The 17,486-nt window shown below is 34.0% G+C and carries 16 protein-coding genes; 9 read left to right on the top strand and 7 right to left on the bottom strand.

The window, feature by feature from the left end:
• Nucleotides 1–59: 59 nt before the first annotated feature.
• From DB891_RS14750 to DB891_RS14730, 5 genes are all read left to right on the top strand, one after another.
• Nucleotides 60–1,316, top strand: a complete 1,257-nt coding sequence (locus DB891_RS14750; protein WP_116764352.1) for a voltage-gated chloride channel family protein — start codon at nucleotides 60–62, stop codon at nucleotides 1,314–1,316.
• Between the two features lie 67 nt (nucleotides 1,317–1,383).
• Entirely contained in the window at nucleotides 1,384–2,388 is a 1,005-nt protein-coding gene (locus DB891_RS14745) for a DHH family phosphoesterase (RefSeq protein WP_116764351.1), read from the top strand.
• Nucleotides 2,389–2,393: 5 nt separating this feature from the next.
• Entirely contained in the window at nucleotides 2,394–3,017 is a 624-nt protein-coding gene (gldI, locus tag DB891_RS14740) for a gliding motility-associated peptidyl-prolyl isomerase GldI (RefSeq protein ID WP_116764350.1), read from the top strand.
• Between the two features lie 13 nt (nucleotides 3,018–3,030).
• The gene (locus tag DB891_RS14735; RefSeq protein ID WP_116764349.1) at nucleotides 3,031–4,155 is read left to right on the top strand and encodes a peptidylprolyl isomerase; all 1,125 of its coding nucleotides are present in this window, start codon (nucleotides 3,031–3,033) and stop codon (nucleotides 4,153–4,155) included.
• Between the two features lie 32 nt (nucleotides 4,156–4,187).
• Entirely contained in the window at nucleotides 4,188–5,258 is a 1,071-nt protein-coding gene (locus DB891_RS14730; RefSeq protein WP_116764348.1) for a peptidylprolyl isomerase, read from the top strand.
• A 136-nt stretch (nucleotides 5,259–5,394) separates the two neighbouring features.
• Here DB891_RS14730 and DB891_RS14725 read toward each other — a convergent pair whose 3' ends face one another.
• Entirely contained in the window at nucleotides 5,395–5,832 is a 438-nt protein-coding gene (locus DB891_RS14725) for a hypothetical protein (protein WP_116764385.1), read from the bottom strand.
• Between the two features lie 657 nt (nucleotides 5,833–6,489).
• On the opposite strand from DB891_RS14725, the gene DB891_RS14715 reads away from it, so the two are divergent.
• Both DB891_RS14715 and DB891_RS14710 read left to right on the top strand, forming a co-directional pair.
• Nucleotides 6,490–8,388: a tetratricopeptide repeat-containing sensor histidine kinase gene (locus DB891_RS14715; RefSeq protein WP_116764346.1), complete on the top strand. Its 1,899-nt coding sequence runs from the start codon at nucleotides 6,490–6,492 to the stop codon at nucleotides 8,386–8,388.
• A gap of 99 nt (nucleotides 8,389–8,487) precedes the next feature.
• Nucleotides 8,488–8,883, top strand: coding sequence for a hypothetical protein (locus DB891_RS14710; RefSeq protein ID WP_116764345.1), 396 nt, complete (start codon nucleotides 8,488–8,490; stop codon nucleotides 8,881–8,883).
• 85 nt (nucleotides 8,884–8,968) lie between these two features.
• Here DB891_RS14710 and DB891_RS14705 read toward each other — a convergent pair whose 3' ends face one another.
• The 4 genes from DB891_RS14705 to DB891_RS14690 all read right to left on the bottom strand — a co-directional run bounded on the left by DB891_RS14705 (nucleotide 8,969) and on the right by DB891_RS14690 (nucleotide 12,353).
• Nucleotides 8,969–9,565 carry a GNAT family N-acetyltransferase gene (locus DB891_RS14705; protein ID WP_116764344.1) on the bottom strand — a complete coding sequence of 199 codons (597 nt, stop codon included), beginning with the start codon at nucleotides 9,563–9,565 and terminating at the stop codon, nucleotides 8,969–8,971.
• Nucleotides 9,566–9,698: 133 nt separating this feature from the next.
• A complete protein-coding gene (locus tag DB891_RS14700) occupies nucleotides 9,699–10,055 on the bottom strand; it encodes a hypothetical protein (protein WP_116764343.1) in 357 nt (118 codons plus the stop codon).
• Nucleotides 10,056–10,082: 27 nt separating this feature from the next.
• Nucleotides 10,083–11,261, bottom strand: coding sequence for an AIR synthase related protein (locus DB891_RS14695; protein WP_116764342.1), 1,179 nt, complete (start codon nucleotides 11,259–11,261; stop codon nucleotides 10,083–10,085).
• A 207-nt stretch (nucleotides 11,262–11,468) separates the two neighbouring features.
• The gene (locus tag DB891_RS14690; RefSeq protein ID WP_116764341.1) at nucleotides 11,469–12,353 is read right to left on the bottom strand and encodes an OmpA family protein; all 885 of its coding nucleotides are present in this window, start codon (nucleotides 12,351–12,353) and stop codon (nucleotides 11,469–11,471) included.
• 199 nt (nucleotides 12,354–12,552) lie between these two features.
• Between DB891_RS14690 and DB891_RS14685 the strand changes: the two genes are divergently transcribed.
• Complete coding sequence (locus tag DB891_RS14685; RefSeq protein WP_116764340.1) at nucleotides 12,553–13,071, top strand: hypothetical protein; 519 nt, start codon at nucleotides 12,553–12,555, stop codon at nucleotides 13,069–13,071.
• Nucleotides 13,072–13,155: 84 nt separating this feature from the next.
• Here DB891_RS14685 and DB891_RS14680 read toward each other — a convergent pair whose 3' ends face one another.
• On the bottom strand, nucleotides 13,156–14,124 hold the full coding sequence (locus DB891_RS14680) for a TerC family protein (RefSeq protein ID WP_116764339.1): 969 nt from the start codon (nucleotides 14,122–14,124) through the stop codon (nucleotides 13,156–13,158).
• A 141-nt stretch (nucleotides 14,125–14,265) separates the two neighbouring features.
• The gene (locus tag DB891_RS14675) at nucleotides 14,266–15,294 is read right to left on the bottom strand and encodes a glutamine synthetase beta-grasp domain-containing protein (RefSeq protein WP_116764338.1); all 1,029 of its coding nucleotides are present in this window, start codon (nucleotides 15,292–15,294) and stop codon (nucleotides 14,266–14,268) included.
• A gap of 378 nt (nucleotides 15,295–15,672) precedes the next feature.
• Here DB891_RS14675 and DB891_RS14670 point away from each other — a divergent pair.
• A partial coding sequence (locus DB891_RS14670; protein ID WP_116764337.1) for a glutamine synthetase III family protein occupies nucleotides 15,673–17,486 on the top strand: 1,814 nt, incomplete at its 3' end.

Here is a 17,486-nt window from a genome sequence, read left to right as displayed (position 1 = left end):
AAACGGATTGTAATACTTTAGCAAAAAAACTTCTTGTTAAATCATAGTTATTAGATCTGATGAATTTTAAGAAAATAAAAAAATGGATGCTTATCACGCTCAAATGGATTTTCATTTGTAGTTTGATAGGCATTTTTTCTGGATCGGCATCAGCTTTTTTTCTGGTTTCCTTAGACTTTTTTACTCAATTTAGGAATCAGAACAATTGGATTATTTGGTTCTTACCCCTTGGAGGTTTACTGATTGGATATCTCTATTTTTTCTATGATTCCAAAATTGCAAAAGGAAACAATCTACTGCTGGAAGAATACAACAAACCCGAAAAAAGAGTTCCGTTTATGATGGCTCCGTTGGTTCTTTTGAGCACATTAATCACGCATCTTTTTGGAGGATCTGCTGGTAGAGAAGGTACGGCGGTACAAATGGGGGGCGCCATCGCCGATTTATGTACCGATATTTTTAAACTGGACAAATCCGAAAGAAGAACTTTGATCGTATTAGGGATCAGTGCCGGTTTTGCTTCGGTTTTTGGGACACCACTTGCGGGAGCGTTATTTGCATTGGAAATTGTTCTTTTTAGCAAAATCAATTTCAAAAGCAGTGTTCTTTCTTTTGTGGTTGCTTATATCGCCTACTTTACGGTTGAAATTTGGGGAATAAAACACACCCATTATAGCATCCCTTTAGTACCCGAAATGACTTTTACCACTCTCTTTTGGCTACTAATTACTGGCATTTTATTTGGATTTGCTGCATTACTTTTCTCCAGAAGCACTCATCTTTGGGGTAAATTATTTTCAAAGAATATAAAATACCCCCCATTAAGACCTTTCATTGGCGGAATCATACTAGCTGTCTCCATATATTTTATTAGCACCACAAAATATATAGGACTAGGAATACCCATGATTGTTGATGCCTTTTCAATTCAGAACGCTCCTTATGATTTTCTTTTAAAAATACTGTTTACTGGTTTTACACTTGGAGCAGGCTTTAAAGGCGGCGAAGTGACGCCACTTTTTTTCGTGGGTGCTACACTAGGAAGTGCTTTGACAGCTGTTATTCCTTTACCAATTGCATTATTGGCCGGAATGGGGTTTGTGGCCGTATTCTCGGGGGCAACCCACACTCCTATTGCTTGCACCGTAATGGGCATGGAACTTTTTGGTATGGATAGCGGTGTTTATATTGGTATTGCCTGTACAATCGCCTATTTTTTTTCGGGCTCTATCGGGATTTACAAATCACAAATTGTGAAAGGACCTAAATCTATTTTATACCAAAGCATTAGAAAAAAAGGATTGAAATACCTTTAATCTATATTTCTTTATAATTTCTTAAATGTTTTCAACTTTTAGTTAAAAAACAGTAATTTCGCAACATATGAATACACTAGACATACAAGCAATACAGTTGTTATTAGCAACTCCAAAAAAAATTGCCATAATTCCGCATCGAGGTCCAGACGGAGACGCCATGGGTTCTACCTTAGCATTATATCATTTTTTATTAAAAAACAATCAGCATCCGGTGGTGGTTTCTCCTAACGAGTTCCCCGATTTTCTAGCTTGGATGCCAGGTTCTGAAACCGTTAAAATTTACGAAAAAGACAAGGAAAACTGCACGAAGATTCTTGAAGAGGCTGAGTTGATTTTTACATTGGATTTCAATGCACTTCACAGAGTAGGTGAAATGGAACAGGTTTTAGAAAAACTTACCGCTCCGTTTATCATGATCGATCATCATCAAAAACCGGATAATTATGCCACCTATACCTATTCGGATACGGCATTTGGATCTACTTGCGAGATGGTTTATAACTTCATTTCCTTTTTAGACAAAAAACAAGACTTAGACAAAACTATAGCCACTTGTATTTATACTGGAATATTAACTGATTCTGGATCATTTCGTTTTCCCAAAACAACAGGAACAACGCATAGAATCATTGCAGAATTAATCGATCTTGGTGTCGAAAACACGGTAATTCCAACTTTACTTTTTGACAATAGTTCCTATAACCGCCTGCAATTATTGGGTAGAGCATTGCAAAACATGAAAGTGATGATGGATCATAAAACATCATACACTTCATTAACACAGGAAGAATTAAACTCTTTTAATCATATAAAAGGGGACACAGAAGGGATTGTTAATTATGGCTTAAGTATCAAAGGAGTTCTTTTTACTGCCATTTTTATTGAAAATAAGGAAGAAGGAATCATTAAAATTTCTTTTCGTTCCCAAGGTAGTTTTGATGTCAACCAGTTTGCCAGAGACCACTTCCAGGGAGGTGGGCATAGCAATGCCGCTGGAGGAAAATCAGAAACTTCTATGGAAGAGACGTTATTTAAATTTGAAAGTTTAGTACAAAACATAAAAATATAACAGCCATGACTTATTCAAAAATCATACTGATTGCATTCTTTGCAACCGTTTTATTTTCGAGTTGCAAACAGCATCAGGAAGCGAGAAGACCCGTTTCTCAATCTTCTGGAAGCTTTATGAAACAATCGATAGCCCGAAATAAAAAATTAATTGCTGGAGAAGAAGACCAAATTGATTCTGTCATAAAAAGTAATCCTGCCCAAAAATATATCGCTTCAAAAAAAGGATACTGGTATTATTACGAATCCAGAAATCTTACCGACAGTATTACTCCTAAAAAAGGCGACATTGCTCTATTTGATTATGAGGTAAGAGATTTAAAGGGCAATATTATTTATTCACAAGCAGAATTAGAGCCTCAAGTTTACAAAGTTGATAAGCAAGAGATCATGATGGGATTGCGAGACGGAATAAAACTGATGCGCAAAACCGAGAAAGTACACTTTCTTTTTACCTCGCATATGGGTTATGGTTTTCATGGAGACAACAACAAAATAGGTACTAATCAGCCTTTATCTTGCACGGTAACCCTTCGTGATTTTATGCCAGAATCTGCATATAATAAGCAAAATGAACTGAAACAAACAATAAAAGCCGAAACCACAACAAAAGACTCCATAACAAACTAAAAGCATAGCAGAAATGAAAAAGAACATTTTATTTGTACTACTACTAATTACCACGTTATTTTCTTGTAACAAAGAACACAATAATTTACCCGATGGCCTTTATGCCGAAATTGAAACCAACAAGGGGAGTATAATACTTGCTTTAGACTATAAAAAAACACCGGTTACTGTAGCCAACTTTATCACATTGGCCGAAGGAGAAAATCAATTTATTACCAATGACACCCTTAAAGGAAAACCTTTTTATAACGGATTGAAATTTCACAGAGTCATCAAAGATTTTATGATTCAGGGAGGGGATCCATTAGGAACTGGTTCTGGAGATACCGGTTATAAATTCAAAGACGAGATTACCGATTTGAGATTTGACAAAGGAGGAATTTTGGCAATGGCCAATAATGGACCAGGAACCAATAGCAGTCAATTTTTTATCACCCATCTCGAAACACCATGGTTAGATGGAAAGCACACTATTTTTGGTCATGTAATCGATTATAACCTAGAAGTGGTTAATAAAATAGAGCAGGATGATTTTATAAAAAGCATAACCATCATAAGAAATGGTGAAGAAGCAAAGAAATTTGACGCCAAAAAAACTTTTTATGATTATTTTAGAGTGGAATCCGAAAGTCAAAAACAAAAAGTGGCTGCTGAGGCCCTCGCTAAAAAAGAATATGAAGCCAAATACAAAGCCGTTTGTGAGCAAAAAGTAGCCTCTTTTATGGAATTGAAAAGCAAATCCACAAAAACAGCAACTGGACTTCAATATGTGATTACTAAAAAATCTGGAGGCAAAAAACCAGCCATCGGTTCAACGGTTTATATTCATTATGCAGGATTTTTAGAAAACGGTACTTTATTTGATACTAGTATCGAAGAAGTATCCAAAACCTTTGGAACATTTGACCCAGCAAGAGCAGCCGCAAGACAATATATCCCGATACCTTTTCAAGCAGGAAAAAAAGACGGTTTGATTCCTGGTTTTATTGAAGGAATAGAAAAAATGGCAATTGGAGACAAAGCAGTTCTTTTTATCCCATCACATCTTGCTTATGGTGAAGCTGGAGCCGGTGATGTAATTCCGCCAAATACCAATATCATTTTTGAGATTGAATTAATGGAAACAATGCCTAAATAATTTAAAAATAATAGAAACTAAAATTTTACCAAATGAAATCTAAAATCGTATTATTCCTCTTTTTAGGGTTTTTTAATTTACAAGCACAAAACACTAAAAAACCAATTACTGCCAAAAAAACCACTGCAACAACCGTAAAAACTCCTGTTGCGGCCGAAGGTATTTTTGCCACTATCGCCACCAACAAAGGGAATATCACTGTTGAATTATTTTACAAAAAAACACCTGTCACAGTTGCCAATTTCATTGCTCTAGCAGAAGGTAAAAACCCATTTATGTCTGTTGAAAAACTAAAAGGAAAACCTTTTTTTGATGGATTAAAATTTCATAGAGTCATCAAAGACTTCATGATACAAGGGGGGGATCCCGATGGCACTGGTTCTGGAGGACCTGGTTATGCTTTCAAAGATGAGTTTAACGATTCTAAATTTGACAAACCCGGAATATTAGCTATGGCAAATTCTGGTCCAGCAACCAACGGGAGTCAATTTTTCATCACACACAAAGACACTCCTTGGTTAAACGGAAAGCATACTATTTATGGTCAAGTGACACAAGGGATGGCAGTGGTTAATGCAATAACTCAAGATGATGTAATCATTAAAATAACCATTAACCGAAAAGGAGATTTGGCCAAAAAATTTGATGCAGCAAAAGTATTCTCAGACTATTTTAAAAACAAAGCGGTTGAAGAAAAACTAAAGTCAGAGAAAGAAGAAAAAGAAAGAATCGCTGCAAATGAAATTGCCTTGAAAGAATTTGCTAACGGACAAACAACCGCAAGCGGATTAAAATACATTGTCTTAAAAGAAGGTACTGGTTCAATACCAACAGTAACAAGTAATGTTAAAGTACATTATACAGGAACTCTTAATAATGGCAAAGTTTTTGACAGTAGTGTTCAACGCGGAGAACCAATTGATTTTAATTTAAATCAGGTAATTAAAGGTTGGACAGAAGGAGTTCAGTTAATGAAAGAAGGTGCTAAATATAAATTTTACATACCATATACTTTAGCTTATGGAGAACGAGGCTATCCGGGCGCAATTCCTCCAAAAAGTGATTTAATCTTTGAAGTAGAATTGATTAAAATAAACCAATAAATTTCAGTATTCAGTGTTCAGTCTTTTTAGTGTTCAGTTGCCGTTTATAAACTATCGGGACTAAACATGAAAATAACACAAAATAAACCCGACAGCTTTTAAAAAACTGTCGGGTTTATTTATTTAACGGATACTATTACTTTTTAAACTTCCAATCAAATTCGTCTTTGTCATTGATTATCGCTCCAATTTCGAATTTCACTACCTCTTCAAATTCGGTTTGAAGAATTATCCAATTCTCTTCATTAAAGTAGTTTTCGAAAGTATCAAATTCTTCCTGCGTAAATTTGGTTATTCCTTTTTGAGCCAAATCTTTTTTGACATCCGTTATTTTTCTGTTGATTACTTTATTGCCAAATAACTCTAAATCTGGACTTGAAGCAACTAAATATCCTAATTTCAACTCTTCTTCTTTATAAAAAGTCAAACGTATTTTAAGGGCATTATAGGAAAAAATCACATTATCATCTTCGTCTTTGTAATTCCTATTGGGTTTACCGTAAATGGCAATAACATCATTTTGTTTCATTCCGAAAATGAGTTTATCAATTCCGTTTTTAGGATTTATTTTCATCAACAATTTATTTTTATGTTTAATATTTATTTTACTGCTTTACAAAGGTATTCTTTTTTACAGGAAACCCTTTTTTTTGATTCTAAAAACCCAAAAAAAGGAATTAATTCGAATCCATAGTTGAAAATTATTTCAAATCTTTTATCACTAATGCTATTATAACTATCTTTTCCAACAGTGACTATTTGCCGCTTTAAATCCCACATAATAACTACCCTAAATACAAATAACTCAATTATTAAATAAAACAAAAAAATATAACCATTTTTTACTTACAAACACACTGATATAACGCACTATACCGTTTTTTACATAACTTTTGGCGCCATATTATAAGAAAAAAAATTATATTCGCGCTTCCAAAACTTATAGCAATTCGCTTTTTAATAATTACAGATTATGGTATCTATAGCTAGAACAACAATTGTATTCTTATTCGTATTAAGCAATGCTCTTTTTTGCCAAATCAAAACTTATTACCCATCAGCAACTGATCATATGGTAGTCCTACCGTGATAAACCAAGTACGCACTTTGAAAGATACTTTGCAAAGAGTTCTCTAAAAATAGGGTTAAAAACGAAAAATAAAAGAAATCTACGTTTTAAACTAATTTTCCAAAAAAACAACCAACTAAATTGCCTTTACTTTTTAAAATAATGAAAAAATATATTTTATTTCTCTTAATTCTCACTATCAATTTTTCTTTTTCCCAAAAAAGCAAAGAACAAAAAATTGATTCCTTAAAAATTGAATTAAGCCACGCTAAAGAAGATACTCTAAAAGTAAAAACACTAAATCGTTTATCCTCCTTAAACTATTATAGAGATTCTAATTTAAGCCTTAAATATGCGAATTCAGCACAATTGCTTTCACAGAAACTAGGGTATAAAAACGGAATAGGGTACGCTTATGATAATATAGGAATCTATTATTGGTTAAAAGCAGATTTCCCAAAGGCACTAGATTATATGTATAAAGCGCTAAAAATTCATGAAAATGCAAACGATAAAAAAGGAATTGCCGGTTCAAACAACGGACTTGGAACAATCTATGTAGAATTCGAAAATTACAAACTGGCAATTGCGTGTTATACTAAAGCATTAAAAGTAAGTCAAGAAATAAAAGACCAAAAATCTATTGCCACTTATTTGAACAATATAGGAGATGTTTATTTAAGGATGAAAGATTATCCAAAAGCACTTCACTATTTTGATAAAGCCGCCAAAATGAACGGATTCAAAAAGAATAGTTTTGAATCTGGGTTAAACTATACCAATATAGGCATCACGTACAACTTCTTAAAACAGTATAAAAAATCAATTGAAGCGACCAATAAATCTATTTCAATATATAAAAACGATTCTAGTTTACACAATGGCTTTAACAAAATAGAATTAGGAAAATCCTATTATTTTCTGGCTTTAGAAGAGCAAAATAAAACAAACAAGGAAAAGCTATTGCAAAAATCTTTGGATTATGTAAATGAATCGATGCTAACCTTTAAAAAACAAAAATCCCTGATTGACATCAGAGACGCTTATCTGTATCTGTCAAAAATAAAAAAAGCACAAGGCAAGAATCTGGAAGCGTTAAACTTCTATGAAAAAAACACCAATCTTAACGACTCCATTTTTTCTAATGAGAATAAAATACAAATAGCACTCTTAAAATCACAAAGAGAAATAGAATTAAGAGATAAAAAAATTGAGATTCAAAACCTTAAAATAAAAAATGCTTCACGAAAAGTATACTTATTAATCACCATAACCGTAGGAGTTATCATTTTGTCAGCATTATTCTTATCTCTATATCTTGCCAAAAGAAAAACGAATCAATTATTGAATGATAAAAACAAAATAATCTCTACTATTAACAGTCAAAAAGACAAATTCTTTTCGATTATAGCACACGATTTACGAGGCCCTTTTAATGGATTTCTTGGATTATCCGAATTATTGGCCGAAGATCTTGACAACATGACTAAAGAGGAAATCCAGTTTGCTGCCGTAAGCATGAAAAGTTCTGCAACCAATTTATTTCAGCTTTTAGAGAACTTACTCGAATGGTCTAGAATGGAGCAAGGACTAATACCCTTTACACCTAAAGAAAATGAATTAGATACTGTGGTTTCAGAATGTGTCGTTACCCTTCAAGATGTCGCAAACAAAAAAGACATACAAATCAGTACTTATATTCCAGAAAGCATGGTCGTTTATGCTGACAATAATATCCTTCATGCCGTGATTAGAAACATTTTATCAAATGCAATAAAATTTACTCCTAAAGGAGGAACTATACACATCCAAGCCAAAGAAGATGACAAAAACACCACTATTTCTATAACCGATACAGGAATTGGAATGAATTCAAAAATGATTGAAAACATATTTCGACTCGACGTTCAAACCAATAGAAATGGCACAAATGATGAACCCAGTACTGGTTTAGGATTAATTCTTTGCAAGGAATTTATAGAAAAGCATGGAGGAGAAATTTGGGTAGAAAGTGAGGAAGGAAAAGGAACAACATTTAACATTGTTTTTCCTAAAAAATAATACAGCTCTATTTAAATTCATGCAACAAAACAATTTCTAATACACAATAGTTAGAAAATCAATTCATTTTGTATTTTTATGCATCCCTAATACAAAACCATGCTAAAAAAACTACTTTTAATTCTGACACTTTTTATAGCCCTTTCTTCATGTACGTCAAAAACAGATGTTCTACCCGCAAATATAAGTGGATTGTGGACAGATGTAAACTCTAGTAATTTTAAGAATTGTTACGTGATAATTGCTCAAGATGGAAATAAAATCATCATGAATCATTATCTTGAATTTAAAGGCACCGCAATGGTCGAATATGGTGTCGGAAAAATAAAAGACGCCTCTGTTTCCTACGATGTTGTCGTTACCAAAGCAATCCCAGGTTGGGCAACCAAAGGAAAACACTTCCTGACATTAAACAAACGAGGGGATACTTTAAGAGGAACCTATCAGGATGAGCAAGGCAAACGCGGATCAATTGTATTTGCTAAGTTAAAGTAAACACTGAATAAACTTTAAACCATATAAGTCATATAAGTTCATTTAAGCCTAGCTTTCTTTATAATAGCAATTGTTGCAAAAACAATCATAATTTTGCTTTCAAATTTGATTTTACCTCATCAAACCATTCGTTTTTAAGGATACTCAAAATAATACTGTCTCGACGCACCTCACTTCCTAAAGTAGGCATATGACTTCTCAAAACGCCTTCGACTTTACAACCAATGCTTTTCATGGCTGCTATGCTCTTAAGGTTATTATTATCTGCACGGAATTCTACTCGCTCCATTCCAAGGGTTTCGAAGGCATATTGCAATAATAGATACTTGCAATGTTTATTGAGTCCCGTTCCCCTAAACTCTTTTCCGTACCAAGTGTATCCCAATTGCAAAGTCTTAAACGTAATATTTATGTCATAAAAACGAGTACTTCCTGCATATTTCCCAGATTTCTTATCGAAAACCACAAAGGGAAATTCGGTTTTATTTTCCCTCGCTTTTAGGGCTATCTGAATATAATTTTCTAGGTTCTCTTTTCCGTTAGCACGAACTAAGGAGTATTCCCAAGTTTCGGGTTCATTAAGGGAAATATCCAATAGGTTATCGACATCGGTTGCTTGCAAAGGACGAAGTAAAACCATTTCGTCTTCGAGGATTGTATTTTGAAAGAAATCTAAACTCATGTTCTGACTTTTTATTACAAAGAAACAAAGTTTTATAAATAAAAACCATTAAGACATTAAGTTTATTGAGATTCAGATCTTAATAAACTTAATGTCTTAATGATAAAAAATAGAATTAACAATTTAATTTATGCTACTCACTCATTTCATCATAACGCTCCGGAACCTGTGGATCATATAGCGGACATTTGAATTCGGCCATGGTGTCTACCAATAAATTCATGGTTTTTCCTTCGGTGCCGTAACAATCAATCTTTATGCTTTGAGGAGTGGTTCTTATTTGAAAAGCTCCTTTACCATTGGTGTTTTTCCAACTATTTTCATCTACTTTTTCCCATTTTGAAAAAACGGCATGAAATCTATTTAGAATTACGTCAACAGGAAGTATTTCGAGACCTTCGACTTCTTGTTGTTCGTCTATGGCTTCGTAAACCTCTTGGTGGTTTAAATAAATTCCGTCTAGGTATTTCCAAAATAGTAGTTCGTACATTTTTTGCTGGTATTAGTTTATTTGAAATTAATACTCGAAAGTACCGTATTCGCTAGTAATTGTAAGTTTCTTAGCATCGGAAGCCTCAACTCTACCGATGATTTGCGCATCGACATTGAATGATTTTGAGATGGCGATAATATCCTGAGCTACCTCTTCGGACACATACACTTCCATACGATGTCCGCAATTGAAGACTTGATACATTTCTTTCCAATCTGTTTTTGACTGCTCTTGTATCAATTGAAATAATGGTGGAACCGGGAATAAATTATCTTTTATAATATGAAGATTTTGTACAAAATGCAAAATTTTGGTTTGTGCACCACCACTACAATGTACCATTCCGTGAATATCACTAGAGGTATATTTATCTAAAATTTTCTTGATAATTGGTGCATAGGTTCTTGTTGGAGAAAGCACCAATTGTCCAGCATCTATAGGCGAATTAGCCACAGGGTCTGTTAGTTTTACCTGTCCAGAATAGATTAATTCTTGCGGCACTGCGGCATCAAAACTTTCTGGATATTTGGTTGCCAAATACTTTTCGAAAACATCGTGACGAGCAGAGGTAAGACCGTTGCTTCCCATTCCGCCGTTGTAACTTTTCTCGTAAGTGGCCTGACCAAAAGAGGCCATTCCTACTATGACATCACCTGCTTTTATATTGGCATTATCGATAACTTTAGAACGTTTCATTCTGGCTGTTACGGTAGAATCTACGATTATGGTTCTTACCACATCGCCTACATCGGCAGTTTCGCCACCTGTAGAATGTATCGTTACTCCAAAAGAATCTAACTCTTTTATGAGTTCTTCGGTTCCGTTGATAATAGCAGACAAAACTTCGCCCGGTATCAAATTTTTATTTCTACCAATTGTGGAAGAAAGCAAGATATTATCTGTAGCTCCTACACACAATAAGTCATCAATATTCATGATTAATGCATCTTGAGCAATGCCTTTCCAAACCGAAATATCTCCAGTTTCTTTCCAATACATATAGGCCAACGATGATTTTGTACCTGCTCCATCTGCGTGCATAATGAGGCAATAGTCTTCGTCTTGTGTTAAATAATCTGGGACAATTTTACAAAATGCCTGTGGAAACAATCCTTTGTCTATATTTTTAATGGCGTTATGCACATCTTCTTTGGATGCCGATACACCGCGTTGCGCATATCTTTTTGAAGTATCTGAACTCATTTTTTTGTTGTGTGTATGTTAGGCAAAGATAATTTTAATGTGACAATTATACAATTATATAGGAGATCAATTTCAATGGCGAAAATTTCAATGGCAATGGCAATTTCAATAGCAATTTTAAATTCTAAAATCTAAATTCAAAATCTAAACTATTCTCTATTCTCCATTCTCTATTCTCTATTCTCTATTTTCTAAACTCTGCCCTCGCTAATTCGAAATAATTTCAATCTCAACTCGACGGTTTGCTTCTCGTTCTGCTTCTGATTTTTCGGGTATTGGATACAAGGGTCTATCACTACCATACCCTACAAAAGTCATTCTACTTTTGTCAATTTCATTATATTCTAAAAACTTATAAATAGCTTTAGCCCTTTGTGTGGCCAAATCTCTAATATCTTTAGTTACACAACAAATATGCCCTTGTATTTGTATTTTCATATCTGGACAGCTTTTTAGGACGGTCAACAGTTCATACATTTTTGCTCGAGATTGAGGCATTATGGCAAACGTATTGATATAAAAATTCATGTTTTCGAGTTTGATCTTCTCCCCTACATTGGCTAAGCTTACTTTTCTCATAAAAATTGTATCCATTTTAAACTCAGTAATGGAGCCATCAGGATTTTCGAAAGCTAATTTATCCGGAAATTTTACAATTTCTCTTTTCTTTACAACCTCAATTTCTTTCTTCTCCTTTATAATTTCCGTTTCATGACCAAAATCTTTTGGCTGAATATAATACAATGTCACCTTTCTGTTTTCTGCTTTTATTTTAGACAAAGCATGCAGTTCTCCAAAACTTCTGGTCTTAAAATCTTCCCTAATTTTAACTTTACCTTTTATGGCATTAAACACATAATCAATTCGTTTTCTAGCCAAAGTATCATTATAACCTACTGAACCTTCTTCATCGCAAAAACCATAAACTCCCAGAATTTTATCCTCTTTATGCTTAACCAGCCATTGGTTTAATTTTAATAATTCTTCTTTTTTTAAACTAAAGGTATTACTGTCAAAATAAAAGGAGACCTGTTCTTGCGAAAAAACAGAAGATACCGTAAAACAAAAAAGTAGTGCCGCTAAAAATTTCATATTTGATGCTTTATTTTATCAAATCTACAATAAAACCAGAGGGATTACAACTAAACCTTTTCAGAATTAGGACACCTAAATTTCTAATAGTGTCAATTATTGAAAGTCGTCAGAAAAAGTTTAGCATAAAAAAATTAAAAAAATAGCAAGTTTTGGTTTGGTTTTTGATATACCTTTATGAACTTTAAAACATAAAAAGATGAAAAGAATAATTATACTTTTAGCCGTAGTAGGAATGTTTGGTTTTCAAGGATGCACTGGTCCCGAAGGACCTCCAGGACCTCCAGGATATGATGGACAGGATGGATTAATCGCTGATGCAATAGAAATTAGAAATGTTTCATTTACTACTTCAAATAATTTTGGGATTTTCAAAAATTTCACAACCCCAATTTTTGCATCAGACATGGTTTTGGTATATCGATTATCTGCTGTGGTAAATGGGGCTGATGTATGGAGTTTGCTGCCTGAAACGCATTATTTTAATGACGGGACACTTGATTTTAGTTATGATTTTGATTTTACCCGATATGATGTAAACATATTTATGGTAGGCAATAATTTAGGAACAGTTGCAAATCAATTTAGATTAAATCAAGTTTTTAGGATTGTGGTTATACCAGCGAATCTTATCAATGGAATTGATAAAAACAATTATAACGCAGTGATGTCGGCTTTGAAAATAAATGAAAATCAAATTCAAAAAATTGATTTATAAAAATAAATTCATAAGCTTAAGGATATAAAAAAAGGAAATCTCTCGATTTCCTTTTTTTGTGCTTATTTGTTTTTTAGAAAATTCTTAGTCTTTATCCTCTTCTGATGCGCTTTCCTTTTTACTGATTTGCAACGAAACGATCACACCAATAATAAGTGTCGAAGCAATAAAAGTTAATGAAACCCATTCCGGGATTTCTATATAATCATGTAGTAGCATTTTTAAACCTACAAAACTTAAAATAGCAATTAAGCTGTATTCCAGATGACTGAATTTCTCCAGCATATTAGCCAAAAAGAAATACATCGACCTCAATCCTAAAATCGCAAAAATATTAGAACTAAAAACCAAGAATGGATCTGAGGTAATGGCTAAAATGGCGGGAACGCTATCTATAGCAAAAACGACATCCATTACTTCAATGACGATTAAAGCTACGAATAAAGGAGTGGCTGCATTTCCTTTTTCGGTTTTAATAAAAAAATGTTCTTTTTCGGTGTGAGTTGAGATCGGGATTATCTTTCCTATAATTTTATAAATCAACGATTTTTTAGGATTAAATTCCTCCTCATCTTCGGAGGCGAACAACATTTTAATGGCTGTAAACAATAAAAATGCGCCAAAGATATAAGCCATCCATGTGAACTTATTAATCAATAAAACACCAAAGTAGATCATCAAACCACGGAAAACTATCGCCCCTAATATTCCCCAAAATAAAACACGGTGTTGGAATTTTTTCGGTATTTTGAAGGAAGCAAAAATCAAAGCGATTACAAAAATATTGTCGATACTTAATGACAACTCAATTAAATACCCTGTAACAAATTTCATTGCAGCGACAGAAGGCTTTAAATGATCTGGATTTAATACATAATCGGTGGTGTACAGCCAGTAAACCACCCCAGAGAACAACATGGATAAAGTCACCCAGATCGCAGTCCATTTGCTGGCTTCTTTGGTGCCAATAACATGGGGCGTTTTATTAAAAACACCTAAATCTAAAGCCAAAATTAGCATTATCAATACGATAAATGATATCCAAACGATCATAAGTTTTCTTTTTTAAAAGTTGATACAAATGTACTTTTTGATTTTTGAATTTATACTATGTAAGGCGAAGTTGATGGAGTTTATTTAAAAAAAAAGTGCCCTCAATTAAGAAGACACTTTTAAAAATAAAAATTGGCTTTGTTATGCTAATTCAGGAATCAAAGCAGTGTTTACTGTTTTGATGATTCTTGCAGCAATTTTGTATGGATCACCATTAGATGCTGGTCTTCTGTCTTCCAACCATCCTTTCCATCCTTTTTGAACGGTAATTAATGGGATTCTTATTGAAGCTCCTCTATCCGATACTCCATAAGAGAAATCGTGGATAGATGCAGTTTCGTGTTTACCTGTTAAACGTTGGTCGTTATAAGCACCGTAAACAGCAATGTGTTCTTTAGTAACCGGACGGAAAGCTTCGCAAATAGTTTCGTAAACTTCTTGAGAACCACATGTTCTTAATACTTCGTTAGAGAAGTTTGCGTGCATTCCAGATCCATTCCAGTCTGTATCTCCCAATGGTTTTGGGTGGTATTCTATATAGTAACCGTATTTTTCAGTAAGACGGTCTAATAAATATCTGGCAATCCAGATTTCGTCACCAGCTTTTTTAGCTCCTTGTGCGAATAATTGAAATTCCCATTGTCCACAAGCTACTTCTTGGTTAATCCCTTCAAAGTTAATACCCGCGGCTATACATAGATCAGCATGTTCTTCTACAAATTTTCTTCCGTGCGTGTTTTTTCCACCTACTGAACAGTAGTACATTCCTTGTGGAGCAGGGTAACCACCTACAGGAAATCCTAAAGGCAATTGTGTTTTAGTATCCATAATGAAATACTCTTGTTCGAAACCAAACCAAAAATCACCATCATCATCAATAGTTGCTCTTCCGTTAGAAACGTGTGGAGTACCATCAGCATTCATAACTTCGGTCATTACCAAGTACCCGTTGATACGGGTTGGATCAGGATAAATTGCAACCGGTACCAGTAAACAATCAGAAGCACCACCTTCGGCTTGTTTAGTTGATGAACCATCAAAAGACCAATTTCCTATTTCTTCTAATGTCCCTTTAAAATTTTCGTGCTCTTCAACTTTAGTTTTACTTCTAAGATTTTGAGTTGGTTCGTATCCATCTAACCAAATGTACTCTAATTTAATTTTAGCCATAATTATATAAATTTTATTTCTTGATAATTTTCTGTGGCAAATATAAAATATTTTAACTTTGTGGTAAAATAAAGGGGGTGTTTTTTATTTGTACAAACTTAATTTTTAGCATAACTGCATTTTACAAGGGGTATAATTGTAAAAATGCAATTATAATGGGGTGTAAAAATTAATTTCACAATTACTGGTTTTGATCTAATACGATATAATTAAGATTTTTATTACTTCAAAATTCAGATTGACTCCTTATCTTATTTTTTGATTCCTATTTCTGTTAAAAATCAGATATATACAGACATAGGAATTAATTGTTCCCAAGAATAATTTATATTTGTTATTACTTTATAATCGAAAATTAAAACTTTAAAAACTATAATTATGTCATCAATTCGATTTCAGGCTTTAAGAGAAGCTACCAATAGAAAGTTAGTCGATTTCCATGAATCTGGAAAAAAATCAGTCCTTTTTGGTTCAAATGTCTTCAATGACAAAGCCATGAAGCAATATTTGACTTCAGATGCTTTTAAAGGAGTACAAGGAGCCGTTCAGCATGGAACTAAAATAGACCGAAAATTAGCGGATTATATCGCTATGGGAATGAAAGAATGGGCGCTGTCTAAAGGAGTAACACATTATACCCACTGGTTTCAGCCACTTACTGGTTCTACTGCCGAAAAACATGACGCTTTTTTTGAAACCTCTTATGACGGAAGCGATCCGGTAGAGAAATTTGGCGGAGCACAATTGGTACAACAAGAGCCTGATGCTTCCAGTTTTCCAAATGGTGGAATCAGAAATACATTCGAAGCCAGAGGCTATACCGCTTGGGATCCAACCTCTCCTGCTTTTATTTTTGGAACCACTTTATGTATTCCAACAGTTTTCATTTCGTACACAGGGGAAGCTTTAGATTATAAAACCCCTTTATTGAGAGCTTTGACCGTTATGGATGAAGCAGCTACCGAAGTATGCAAGTATTTTGATAAAAACGTAAAAAAGGTTACTGCAACTTTAGGATGGGAACAAGAATATTTCTTAATAGACAGAGCTTTGGCTCAATCTCGTCCTGACCTTATGATGACAGGAAGAACTTTATTGGGACATACCTCTGCCAAAGGACAACAATTAGACGATCATTATTTTGGTGCTATCCCAACTCGTGCTTTAACCTACATGAGAGATTTAGAGCAAGAGTGCATGTTATTGGGTATTCCCGTAAAAACACGCCATAACGAAGTGGCTCCGAACCAATTTGAGTTGGCTCCAATTTTTGAAGAAACCAACCTTGCAGTAGATCATAACTGCTTGTTGATGGATGTGATGCAAAAAGTGGCCGAACGTCATGATTTTAAAGTATTGTTCCATGAAAAACCTTTTAAAGGTGTAAATGGATCCGGAAAACACAACAACTGGTCGTTGGCTACAGATACTGGGGTAAACTTGTTGAGCCCAAGCAAAACGCCAATGAGTAATTTGCAGTTTTTGACTTTCTTTATCAATACCATAAAAGCGGTAAATGATAACGAATCCTTATTGAGAGCAGCAATCGCTTCTGCCAGTAATGATCACCGATTGGGAGCAAATGAAGCCCCTCCGGCAATTATCTCTGTGTTTATCGGAGAGCAATTGACTAAAGTTTTGGCTGAATTAGAAGGTGTTACTACCGGAAAATTATCTCCAGAAGAGAAAACCGATTTAAAATTAAACGTTGTCGGAAAAATTCCAGATGTTCTTTTGGATAATACCGACAGAAACAGAACCTCCCCATTTGCCTTTACCGGAAATAAATTCGAGTTTAGAGCAGTGGGTTCTATGGCAAACTGTTCTAATGCAATGACTACTCTCAATGCTATTGTTGCCAAACAATTGAGAGATTTTAAAGTTGAAGTTGATGCTTTGATCGAATCTAAGGACATGAAGAAGGATGATGCCATCTTCAATGTATTGAGAGAATACATCAAACAATCTAAAAAAATTCTTTTTGAGGGCGATGGATATAGTGAAGAATGGGAAATCGAAGCGGGAAAAAGAGGTTTGAGTAATTTTAAAACTACTCCCGAAGCATTGAAAGCCAGAATTTCTAAGCAATCTTTTGATTTGTTTTCTGAATTGGGCATCATGAACCATATAGAAGTTGAGGCCCGTTACGAAATTGAATTGGAAGAATACACTAAAAAAATTCAAATTGAAGG

The sequence above is a fragment of the Flavobacterium laiguense genome (assembly GCF_003097655.1).
Lineage (GTDB): Bacteria > Bacteroidota > Bacteroidia > Flavobacteriales > Flavobacteriaceae > Flavobacterium > Flavobacterium laiguense.
Note: the sequence above shows the minus strand (reverse complement) of the source record. Positions and strands in the feature narration are given on the sequence as shown.

Coding starts and splice junctions, on each gene's coding strand:
- DB891_RS14700 (WP_116764343.1), bottom strand. CDS start 10,055: ATGTACGAACTACTATTTTGGAAATACCTAGACGGAATTTATTTAAAC.
- DB891_RS14705 (WP_116764344.1), bottom strand. CDS start 9,565: ATGAGTTTAGATTTCTTTCAAAATACAATCCTCGAAGACGAAATGGTT.
- DB891_RS14750 (WP_116764352.1), top strand. CDS start 60: ATGAATTTTAAGAAAATAAAAAAATGGATGCTTATCACGCTCAAATGG.
- DB891_RS14675 (WP_116764338.1), bottom strand. CDS start 15,294: ATGGCTAAAATTAAATTAGAGTACATTTGGTTAGATGGATACGAACCA.
- DB891_RS14735 (WP_116764349.1), top strand. CDS start 3,031: ATGAAAAAGAACATTTTATTTGTACTACTACTAATTACCACGTTATTT.
- gldI (WP_116764350.1), top strand. CDS start 2,394: ATGACTTATTCAAAAATCATACTGATTGCATTCTTTGCAACCGTTTTA.
- DB891_RS14725 (WP_116764385.1), bottom strand. CDS start 5,832: ATGAAAATAAATCCTAAAAACGGAATTGATAAACTCATTTTCGGAATG.
- DB891_RS14715 (WP_116764346.1), top strand. CDS start 6,490: ATGAAAAAATATATTTTATTTCTCTTAATTCTCACTATCAATTTTTCT.
- DB891_RS14695 (WP_116764342.1), bottom strand. CDS start 11,261: ATGAGTTCAGATACTTCAAAAAGATATGCGCAACGCGGTGTATCGGCA.
- DB891_RS14710 (WP_116764345.1), top strand. CDS start 8,488: ATGCTAAAAAAACTACTTTTAATTCTGACACTTTTTATAGCCCTTTCT.
- DB891_RS14730 (WP_116764348.1), top strand. CDS start 4,188: ATGAAATCTAAAATCGTATTATTCCTCTTTTTAGGGTTTTTTAATTTA.
- DB891_RS14680 (WP_116764339.1), bottom strand. CDS start 14,124: ATGATCGTTTGGATATCATTTATCGTATTGATAATGCTAATTTTGGCT.
- DB891_RS14685 (WP_116764340.1), top strand. CDS start 12,553: ATGAAAAGAATAATTATACTTTTAGCCGTAGTAGGAATGTTTGGTTTT.
- DB891_RS14745 (WP_116764351.1), top strand. CDS start 1,384: ATGAATACACTAGACATACAAGCAATACAGTTGTTATTAGCAACTCCA.
- DB891_RS14690 (WP_116764341.1), bottom strand. CDS start 12,353: ATGAAATTTTTAGCGGCACTACTTTTTTGTTTTACGGTATCTTCTGTT.